The organism is Geomonas anaerohicana (assembly GCF_016458305.1).
In the GTDB taxonomy this organism is placed as follows: Bacteria; Desulfobacterota; Desulfuromonadia; order Geobacterales; family Geobacteraceae; genus Geomonas; species Geomonas anaerohicana.
Map to the genome: position 1 here is coordinate 1 of NZ_JAEMHL010000029.1, position 10,340 is coordinate 10,340.

Genomic DNA, 10,340 nt, shown 5'->3' on the forward strand with positions numbered 1-10,340 from the left:
GAAGGGTCTCCCGCGGTTCGGGAAGGGTCTCCCGCGGTTCGGGAAGGGTCTCCCGCAGTTCGGGAAGGGTCTCCCGCGGTTCGGGAAGGGTCTCCCACCGTTCGCGAAGGGTTTCTCGATAATCGCGAAGGGTATTCCCGTGGTTTTCTTGCTACCGTCATCGCCGTAGGCGCTGGCGTACTGGCCGGAGCGCTTATGCTCTGCCGCTTGGCTCCGCTGGACGGCGGTGCGGTGCGCCTCATCCCCTACCTGTCGCTTGCTTGTGCCGGTGCCGTCATGGCCCTGGCCGCCGCATACCCGGCGCGCTACCTACCCGAGCGGCTGGTGCCGCGGGGGATTCCGCTCCTGGCCCTGGTGGTGTCGGCCCTGATGGTGATGGCCTGCTCGGTGCAGCGGCTGGACCCCTTCTCCCCCCTCTCCATGGAGGTGATGAAGTTCATTCACGACTTCGTGCACCAGTTCTTCGAGTCGATGCTGATCCCGGACCACCCCTTCTTCCGGACTGACGTCTGGAGCTACATCGGCCTCCTCTTCAGCGACAAGGTGGGCCTGTGGGGAGGTCTCGCGCTCTGGTATCTCCCGGTGCTCTTCATCGCGCTGGCGCTCAGGCTTGAGCGGCTCCCCTCGGTGGCCCACATCCGCCAGGGAGCGGCGCGGCGCAAGCTGTTGGCCGCCTTCATCCGCGAGCGCCGTCTGCGCCTGGTAGCTCCGCTGCTCGCGCTGGTGCTTTTAACCGGCGCCGCCTACCAGAGCCGCTTCCCCGCCACCGAGTATTGGGATCCCAAACCGATCGAGGTCACTGCGACCCCGGCGGGGCAGATCGTGATCCCGAAGAAGGGGGAGGTCGATCTCGAGGACGGCAAACTGCACAAGTTCAGCTATCGCCAGGGGAGCCGCGAGGCGCGCTTCTTCGTCATGCAGACCCCGGCGGGGCAGCTGGTTACCACCCTGGACGCCTGCGCCATCTGCCAGCCGGAAGGGTATGCCCAGGCCGGCAACGCCGTGATCTGCTACTACTGCCGCACCCTGATCCCGCTGGAGACGGTGGGCAAGCCCGGCGGTTGCAACCCGGTCCCTGTGCCCTGCTCGGTCAAGGGGGACACCGTGGTCATCGATGGAATGACGCTTTTGAACACCTGGGAGAGCACCGTGCAGGTCACCGCCCACGGCAAGGGGATGGGTAAATGAGCCGTCTCGTGTCCAAAGCGATAAAGGGTGCCGCCTCGCCCGCCGTCACCCCCTGCGTGCTTACTTTCTTCCTGCTCCTCTACGTGGGGATTGCCTTCGGCACCAACGAGCCGCTCACCGCGCTCATGGCCTTCACCCGCGGCAACGCGGCGCTGATCGCCCTGCTGGCACTGGTGCCCCTGAATGGTGCCGCCCGCCTGGTTGCCGAGTGCCGCTCATTCCTCAAGCGGCGCCGGGCGCTATCCGGCGCGGCGGGGATAGATCCCTCCGGTCTTTTCGACGACGAGGTCGCGCTCCCGGAAACAGCCGCTTTCGAGGAGGAGGGGAAACGCCTGGCCGAGCAGGGTTACGCGGTGCGCGCCGCTGCCGGATCGCTCGCCGCCTGGCGCGGCGTGACCCTCTTCCCGGCCCGCTTCCTGTACCTGCTGGGGATGGTGCTTCTTTTCTGCGGCATCCTCTTCAGCCTCACCGGACGTGTGACGCACCGCCAGGTGGTGCTGGAGGGGGAAGCCCTTCCGCTCAGTCGCGACCTGGTGCAGCGCATCGTTCTCAGGGAGGAGCCGGGGCTTTTCCTGCAGCGCACGCTCGACATCAGCGTTGCCGGCGCGGGGGGAGGGGAGCGGCACTTCGGCCTCTACCCGCCGGGCACGCACCGTGGCTACTACCTCTACCCGCGCTACCTCGGCATCGCGCCGCTGTTGCGTTTCTCCGCTCCCGACCTCCCCGGGGGCTTCGAACAGTTCGCGGTGCTCAGCATCTACCCTCCCGGTAAGGAAGATACCTTCCAGATACCGGGCTCCCCCTACCGGTTCATCTTCCAGATGGTGCCCGGCGAGGGGCGCGATCCCTACGCCACCGGCAGCATCACGCTGCAGTTCCGGCTGTTGAAGGGGGAGGCCCAGGTCTTCAGTGGGAGCGCACCCCTGGGGGGCGAAGCGAGCGGCGGCGGCTATCGTCTGGCGCTGCCGGAATTCCGCCGGGTGGTGGTTGCCGATTTCGTCCAGGACGCAGGGGTGCCCCTGATCTGGAGCGCGGCGGCCCTGTTGCTGCTGTCGCTGCTCTGGTTCGTCCCGGTCCGGTTGGGATGGCCGCGCCAGGAGATCCTCCTGCTGGGGCAGGCCGGGAACGTCACCGCCTGCTCGCGTGCCGAGGGGGGGCATCGCGCCCACGCCGGGCGATTCCACGAACTTTTGGACCGGTTGCAGCCGGCGGAAGGGGGTGCGCCGTGATGCCGTCCGTCCAGGGCTCAGGCCCCATGCTGGCAGTGGCCATCTTCTGGATGACCCTGGCGCTCATCTTTTATACCTGGGCCGTTTTCAGCGGCCGCCGCCAGGGGTTACGCACCAAGCACCTGGTCATCTTCGGCATCGGCCTTTTGTGCGACTACATCGGCACGCACCAGATGAACCTCTACGCGCAGGCATTCGGCAAGGCGCCGCAGATCCACAACATCACCGGGCTCGCCTCGCTTTCGGGGATGGCCTTTCATTTCCTGCTGGCCCTAGCGGCCACGCTGGCCGGGCGCGCCGATGCGGTGAACCGCGTCTTTCACCGGGTCAGCCTGACCATCTACAGCTGCTGGCTGATCGCCTTCTTCAGCGGTGCCTTCTCCGGTATGATGAGGCTGCACCGGTAAGGGGACTGGCTCCGCCAGGTGCCCGTCCCCCTTCGCTTTCGGGATGATCAGGACTGGAACTTACATGAACGCAGCAAACAATAAGATCCTCCTCGTCACGCCGCCCTATCACAGCGGCATACCGGAAATCTCCGGGCGCTGGCTCCCGTTGGGGCTCGTGTACCTGGCAGGGGCTGCACGCGAGGCCGGGGTCGAGGCCGAGATCTACGACGCCATGGCCACCGGCGACGGCTACCCGGAGATCGAACGGCACCTGCGGGAGAGCGCGCCACGCTACGTCGCCACCGGCGCCATGACCGCAACAGTGAACGACGCGGTCCGGGTGCTGGCGACTGCCAAGGCGCTCGATCCCGCCGCGGTCACCATCCTGGGCGGCATCCACCCGAGTTTCATGTACCGGGAGATCCTCGCCGAAGGGGGAGGCGTCGATTACGTCGTCATCGGCGAGGGGGAGCAGACGCTCACCCGCCTGCTGCAGACCCTGGAACAGGGGGGGGACCCTGCCGGTGTCCCCGGCCTCGCCTACCGCGACGGGGATGGGACCAAGGTCACCCCGGCGGCGCCGCTGATCGAGGACCTGGACGCACTGGCGCCGGCCTGGGACTTGGTGGACTGGCCGCTGTACAGCTACTTCGTTATCCCCGATTCCCGCTTCGCCGCCATCGGCACCTCGCGCGGCTGCTGCCACGATTGCGCCTTCTGCTCGCAGCAGCAGTTCTGGCGCAAGGCCTGGCGCGCCCGGGATCCCCTCAAGGTGGCACAGGAGGTGGCGCTCCTGCACCGGCGCTACGGCGTCAACGCGATCCTCATCACCGACGAGCACCCCACCCGGGACGCCGCCCGGTGGGAGCGCTTGCTGGACGCCCTGATCGAAGAGGCGCTGCCGGTGCACCTGATCCTGGAGACCCGCGCCGAAGACGTGCTGCGCGACCGCGACATCTTCTGGAAGTACGCCAAGGCAGGTGTGGTGCACATCTCCCTGGGGATCGAGTCCGCGGACCGGCAACTGCTGGCGCGGCTGGGGAAGGAGCAAGCGGCGGACGCGGCGGCGGAGGCGCTCGCCATCATCCACGCCCACGGTATCGTCAGCGAGGCCTCCTTCGTCGTGGGCTTTCCGGACGAGACGCCGGAGAGCGTGCGGGCGACCCTCAAGACCGCGCAGCGCTACAACCCGGACAACGCCAACTTCTTTGCGCTGACCCCGTGGCCATATGGCGGAATGCCGGAACTGGCACCGTTAATCCGCGAAAAGGACTACGCGCGGTTCAACTTCATCGACCCGGTGCTGGAGCCGGAAACGATGACACTAAAGGAACTGCAGGGCGCAATCAACGACTGCTACCGCAGGTTCTATATGGGTAAAATGCTGGAAGTTATGACCATGAAGGACACCTTCCGGCGCGGTTACCTGGTGCGGGCCACCAAGCTGATCATGAGCAGTTCGTTCGTCATCGGGAAGCTGAACCCCTGGGGGGGTGGCAGATAGCATCATTCTTGCAGTAGGACAGTTTTGTAACAAAATCGGAGAATTAATGAGCAAGATCCTCTTCATCACCGCACCGTATCACTGCTGGGGCGTGCAGGTCGTCGGCACCTGGCCGCCGCTGCACCTGGCCTACCTCGCCGGCGCCGCCTGCGACACAGGCCACGAGGCACGCATTTTCGATGCGATGAACAAGCGGCTTTCCTTCGACGATATCAGGTGCGAAATCGAGCAGTACCAGCCCGACCTGGTCATGACCCTGGACTACCTCCCGGTCACCGGAGCCATCAGCACAGCCACCGTTCCCTACGCCTTGCGCATTCTTAATATCGCTAAAGAAATATGTAGCCAAACTGTAACGCTATTAGGCGGACCCCATCCGAGCTTCATGTACGAGGAGATTCTCGAGGATCGGGACAACCACGTCGACTACATCATCACCGGAGAACCGGAGCAGACCCTGAAGAAACTGCTGGCGGCGTTGAACGGCGCCGGTGACCCAAAGGCGGTCAAGGGTGTGGCCTACCGGGAGGGGGAGCGCGTCCTTTACACGGGGCGGCAGCCGCACATCGAGGACCTGGACACCCTGCAGCCCGCCTGGCACCTGTTGGACTGGCAGGACTACAACTACCTGGTGGCCCCCTACGGCCGCATGGCCTCCATCCTCACCTCGCGCGGCTGCGACATGGACTGCGCCTTTTGCAGCCAGCGCATGTTCTGGCGCGAGGACTGGCGCTGCAGAAAGCCCGACAAGGTGGTCGAAGAGATGGAGCATCTCATCGGCACCTACGGCGTCAGCTTCTTCACCCTGATCGATGCCTACCCCACCAAGCACCGCGAGCGCTGGGAGCTGTTCCTGGACCTGGTCATCGAGCGCAAGCTGGGCGTGCACCTCTTGATCGAAACGCGGGTCGAGGACATCATCCGCGACGCCGACATCCTGGACAAGTACCGTGAAGCCGGCATCATCCACGTCTACCTGGGCGCCGAGAGCGCGGACAAGGACGTGCTGGGCAGCCTGAACAAGGGGACCAGCTTCGAGCAGAACAAGCATGCCCTGGATCTTTTGCGCGACGCCGGGATCATCACCGAGGCCTCCTTCATGATCGGCTTCCCTACCGAGACCTGGGATTCCATTGACAGCACCATCGAGTCCGCCATTTACCTGAACCCTGACATCGCCGTGTTCCCGGTGGTGACCCCGATGCCCTTCACCCCGATCCACGCCCAGATGAAGGACCGCATCCGCGTCTTCGATTACTCCAAGTACAACCTGGTCTGCCCCATCATCGAACCGTACCAGATGACCATGGCGGAGATCACCCAGGCGCTGGGCAAGTGCTACATGTCCTTTTACAGCAACAAGATGCAGGAGATCGTCGAGATGGAGGACGGCTTCAAGCGGAAGTACCTCCTGAGCGCCTTCATGCTGATGATGAAAGACCATGGCGAGAGCTTCGACTTCTCGGGCGCCGACATGGAGCGCATGAAGGAGCGCATGAAAAAAGTAGCCTGATACTTCTCCCTTGGCCCTTCCCCCCGGACCGGCGGCAAAACCTTCGCCGCCGGTCTTTCATTGAGCCGTTACCTTTCCGTTACCGTTGTATTGCCAAGTCCATTCCTTTTCTCCAAAAGCCTATCCGTGATATCGCCGAAACAGCCCCGGCAGCGGTGGTGCCCGCCGCTTTTAGCTTAAAATACGCCAAGCCCACCCGTAGCAGCCTTGCAAAAAAAACCCGCTAGTTTTTGGGGTTTTGCCCCACCTGGGTCATAAATCCCATTTTCGCCATATAACGTAGCGTGTGCCGGGTATGCTTTTTGCTGATAGTGGAAGCCGTAAGACAACTTTGTACCTCTAGATACGTCCAATCCCGCACTAGAAGATGAGAAACAGGGGAAGGTTATGCTGAAAAAAACACTGGCTGTTCTGGCTGCTACGGCCGTCATATCGGGGGCGCTCTCATGGGCGGCAACATCGTTCCAGCTGCAGACCAAGCTGAACACTGCCGGCGGCACGCTCCAGGTCCGCAACAATGCAGTCCAGACCGTCGCGGGTACCGTCGTTTACAGCAACTTCACTACGGCCGCCCCGGTCCCGGTGCGGGTCACCGCCAACCCCGGCTACAAGATCACCAGCGTGACCAAGAGCGGCGTAGCCCAGGTGATCGGTAACTACACCTCCCACTACTACACCACGGTCCAGAAGTCGGACGGTTCGGTGCAGTCCCTGGTGGCCGGCTTCACCATCCAGAAGTACACGGTCACCGGTGCGGCTTACGGCCCCGGCACCGTCTCCCCGGCCAGCACCGCGATCGCCTACGGCGGCAACGCCACCCTCACCGCCAGCCCCAACGCCGGCGCAGTATTGACCGGCGTCACCGGCGGTACGGTCACCGTTTCGGGCAACCCGGTCACTTACCCCTGCTCCACCCCGGCCACCATCACGGTGACCAACGTGACCTCCCCCAGGACCGTCCAGGCCGTCTTCTCGGCGATCGGGGCCAACGCAGGCGAGAACCAGACCGCCATGATCGTCACCAAGGTGACCCTGAGGGGCACCCTGCAGGGGGGCGGCACCTTCACCTGGACCCAGGACAGCGGCCCGGCGGTCACCCTGACCGGCGCCGGCACCTTGAACCCCGAGTTCACTCCGATGACGCTGGGCACCTACGTGTTCCGGCTTACCCAGTACTTAAATGGCGTGGCCGTCGCCACCTCGACCACCCAGGTCAAGGTCGTCGACTCGCTGATCTCGTCGATGAGGACCGACTGCAACGGCTGCCACGGCCCCACCGGCATCTATCCGACCCCGCAGGCCTTCATCTCCTGGTCCTCCTCGAACCACAAGTACCTCGGCGTTTCCTGCGTGTCCTGTCACACCACCGGCGCCATGCCGACCCCGGTGAACACGACCACCGTCGATTCGAACACCTTCGTGAACCTCAATGCCAGCGCCGGCCCGGTCGGCGGCTACTTCTGCGCCGCCTGCCACACCGATTCCATCTTCGCCGGCTATGACCGCTCCATGCACAAGACCAAGGGCGTAACCTGTACCTCCTGCCACAAGGGGGGCGCGCACCTGCCGGAAGCCGACCCGGGCGTCTGCCAGAGCTGCCACGACAACGGCCTGGGCATCGTCCCCAACCACACCGTCGACATCGGCCCCAACGTTATCTGTATCTCCTGCCACAACCCGCACTCCAGCTTCGCGGCGGTGCAGGGCGACCTGGAGACGCTGCACTACGGCAACATGACCACCGGCGCCTACCCGGCGACCTACGTCACCTCGCGTTCGGCCTGCACCGACTGCCACTTCTCGACGGTCACCAACCAGGCCATCCGCCAGGCATGGTACACCTCCGGGCACGCCAAGGGGAGCGCACCGGCATACTCGACCTACGACTTCAAGACCATGAGCGGCTGCGTGCAGTGCCACACCACCACCGGCTTCGTGAACTTCTCCACCGGCAAGGTGACCACGGCCTGGGGTGTCGCCTCGGACAAGACCAAGGAGATGGTCACCTGCCGCGCCTGCCACATCGACATCGTCACCGGTGCGCTGCGCACGGTGCAGCCGTCCAAGCCGTTCGCCAACGAGCCGACCTACGTGAACCCGGCGGTGGGCGAGTCCAACCTGTGCATGACCTGCCACAGCGGCAACAACACCGGCCAGGTGATAACGGCGCAACTGCAGGCCAACGCCGACTTCACCAACATGGCCTTCATCCCGCCGCACTACGCGACTGCCGCGGCCGCCATGTACGCCAAGGGGGGGTATGAGTTCCCGGGCCGCAGCTATGACCTGGGCGCCACCCACAGCAACCTGGGCAATACCAACGCCAAGGGCCCCTGCGTCTCCTGCCACAGAAACGGTACCTACGGCCACTCCTTCAGAAGCGGCGTGAGCACCCTGTGCACCACCTGCCACGGCGCCAACATGTCCGAGGACCAGCGTCAGCTGGCGCGCGATTCCTTCGTGAACCTGCTGGAAGTGCTCCGTGCCCAGCTGGCCGCCAAGGGCTTCATCTACACCGCGCAGCCGCCGCACTTCAACCAGCGCAACTGGGGCTCCGGGCAGCAGGGCGCCAACGTCATGGGCGCGGCCTTCAACTACGCCTTCCTGATCCGCGAGCTGGGCTCCTTCGGCCACAACCCGCGCTACTCCAAGCAGCTGGCCATGGACTCCATCGACATCCTGGACAACGGTGTCATCGACGGTTCGGTGACCACGCTGGCGGTGCCGATGCTGCGTGACGCGGGGCTGATCAGCCAGGCGGTGGCCGACTCAGTCATCGCCTACAAGGCGCGCGACCTGTGCATCACCTGCCACGGCGGCTCCGCTTCCACCCCGAGCCCGATGGCGACCAACCAGCACGCGACCCACATCACCTCGGTCTACGGCCCGGGCGCTTACCTGGGGAGCGAGTACACCGCCTGCCAGGCCTGCCACGTCGGCACCACCGCCACCCACATGAACGGCTCCCCCGACCTGAAGAGCGGTGACGGCTCGCTGTGCATGGGTTGCCACGCCGGCCAGCTGGTCGACTGGAAGACCACCGCCCGCATCGAGTGCACGGTGTGCCACGCGCAGAGCCCGGCGACGCTCCCCAACGGGACCCAGGCGCCGTACAAGGCGTACTTCGGCACCCAGGGGCACGGCCGCTTCGCGGTGAGCAACCAGTGTACGGTGTGCCACGATCAGAACGCGACCCACATCACCGGCACCCTGGGTGACAGCAAGCGCCTGCTCATGAACAACGACAACACGCTGTGCGCCTCCTGCCACAGCAACGCGTCCATCGTCTCGGCGCGCCTCCTGAACCTCGGCACGCACGTCACCAAGGACAACACGCCGGTCGCCTGCCGCGAGTGCCACGACACCCACGGCACCGGCAACCTCTCCATGATCCGCGGCGAGATCAGGGGCTTCAACATCGCCTACGCCGACCGGGTCAACAACCTGGTCGACCCGGTCACCAACCGCGGCCTGTGCCAGGTCTGCCACACCAAGACCAACCACTACCTGGCCGGCGTACCCGAGAGCAGCCACTACACCTCGGGCTGCCTGGACTGCCACCCGCACAACAGCAGCGGCGGCGCCTTCAAGCCGATCGGCGGCGGCTGCGACTCGTGCCACGGCTACCCGCCGGCGCCGAAGAACACGGCTACCGGGTTCGGCAGCTACGCCAACTGGGCCAACGCCCGCTTCGAGGACTACTCCGGCGGCGGCGGCGCGCACCTGGTGGCGGCGCACATCTCGCCCTTTGCCAAGCCCGAGGAAGGGTGGACCAACTGCAGCGTGTGCCACAACGGCGGCGCCGTCGGCGTCACGCCGTACCACAAGATGGTGACGCCCATCAAGAACAACGTCGAGAACGTGACGGTGCTGGTGGACAACAGCCTGCGCTTTGCGAACTCCTTCACCGTCTACACCGGCGCCAAGCTGACCAGCGTACCCGGCGCCAACAAGACCGGCAACTGCTTCAACATCGCCTGCCACATGAGCCCGTCGGCACGGTGGAGTACGGAAAGGTAAAAAAGACCTATACACAATTACTCAAGTAACTGAATCAATCACCGATTCAGCTTGAATAAACGTCCGGCACGCTGTGCCGGGCCCAGAAGAGGAGGAGAAGTAATGGTACCGAAGTATGGAGGTCGATGTCTGTTTGTGTTGGCATTGCTGATGCTGACGCTGATGCAGTTGACCGCGGGGAAGGCACAGGCTGCCTCGCAGTACAACTATGACTGTTCTTTCTGCCACACGATGCCGCCGCTGGATTCGGCAACGAGCAAAAAGGACCCCAACACCGGCGCTGTGCCGGGCAACCACGCAGGGCACGCCACCTCGGCGGTCAGCTCCTGCGTCACCTGCCACGGCAGCCAGGTGAGCACCTACCCGATGGGGCACCGCAACAAGACCATCGAGCTCTCCGACGGCATCGGCTATTCCAGGAAGATCGCGGCCGGCTTCGTGAACCAGACCTCGGTTCCGCCGAACCCGATGGGCACCTGCTCCACCGCGGCCTGCCA

6 protein-coding genes and 1 pseudogene are annotated in these 10,340 nt (G+C 64.7%); all 7 read left to right on the forward strand.

Annotation, left to right across the window (positions count from 1 at the left end; translation table 11 throughout):
* The first annotated feature begins 195 nt into the window (after positions 1 to 195).
* Positions 196 to 1,188 (forward strand): DUF2318 domain-containing protein, encoded by a 993-nt coding sequence (locus tag JFN91_RS21755; protein ID WP_236015308.1) that lies wholly within the window; start codon positions 196 to 198, stop codon positions 1,186 to 1,188.
* Positions 1,185 to 2,417: a hypothetical protein gene (locus JFN91_RS21760; protein ID WP_199391239.1), complete on the forward strand. Its 1,233-nt coding sequence runs from the start codon at positions 1,185 to 1,187 to the stop codon at positions 2,415 to 2,417. Before JFN91_RS21755 ends, JFN91_RS21760 begins: the two co-directional genes overlap by 4 nt.
* Positions 2,417 to 2,824 (forward strand): HsmA family protein, encoded by a 408-nt coding sequence (locus tag JFN91_RS21765; RefSeq protein ID WP_236015309.1) that lies wholly within the window; start codon positions 2,417 to 2,419, stop codon positions 2,822 to 2,824. Before JFN91_RS21760 ends, JFN91_RS21765 begins: the two co-directional genes overlap by 1 nt.
* A 64-nt stretch (positions 2,825 to 2,888) precedes the next feature.
* Positions 2,889 to 4,310: a B12-binding domain-containing radical SAM protein gene (locus JFN91_RS21770; RefSeq protein WP_199391240.1), complete on the forward strand. Its 1,422-nt coding sequence runs from the start codon at positions 2,889 to 2,891 to the stop codon at positions 4,308 to 4,310.
* Between the two features lie 46 nt (positions 4,311 to 4,356).
* On the forward strand, positions 4,357 to 5,823 hold the full coding sequence (locus JFN91_RS21775) for a B12-binding domain-containing radical SAM protein (protein WP_199391241.1): 1,467 nt from the start codon (positions 4,357 to 4,359) through the stop codon (positions 5,821 to 5,823).
* A gap of 387 nt (positions 5,824 to 6,210) precedes the next feature.
* Positions 6,211 to 9,843 carry a cytochrome c3 family protein gene (locus JFN91_RS21780; RefSeq protein WP_199391242.1) on the forward strand — a complete coding sequence of 1,211 codons (3,633 nt, stop codon included), beginning with the start codon at positions 6,211 to 6,213 and terminating at the stop codon, positions 9,841 to 9,843.
* A 135-nt stretch (positions 9,844 to 9,978) separates the two neighbouring features.
* Positions 9,979 to 10,340: pseudogene (locus JFN91_RS21785) on the forward strand (CxxxxCH/CxxCH domain c-type cytochrome); the annotation flags it as partial.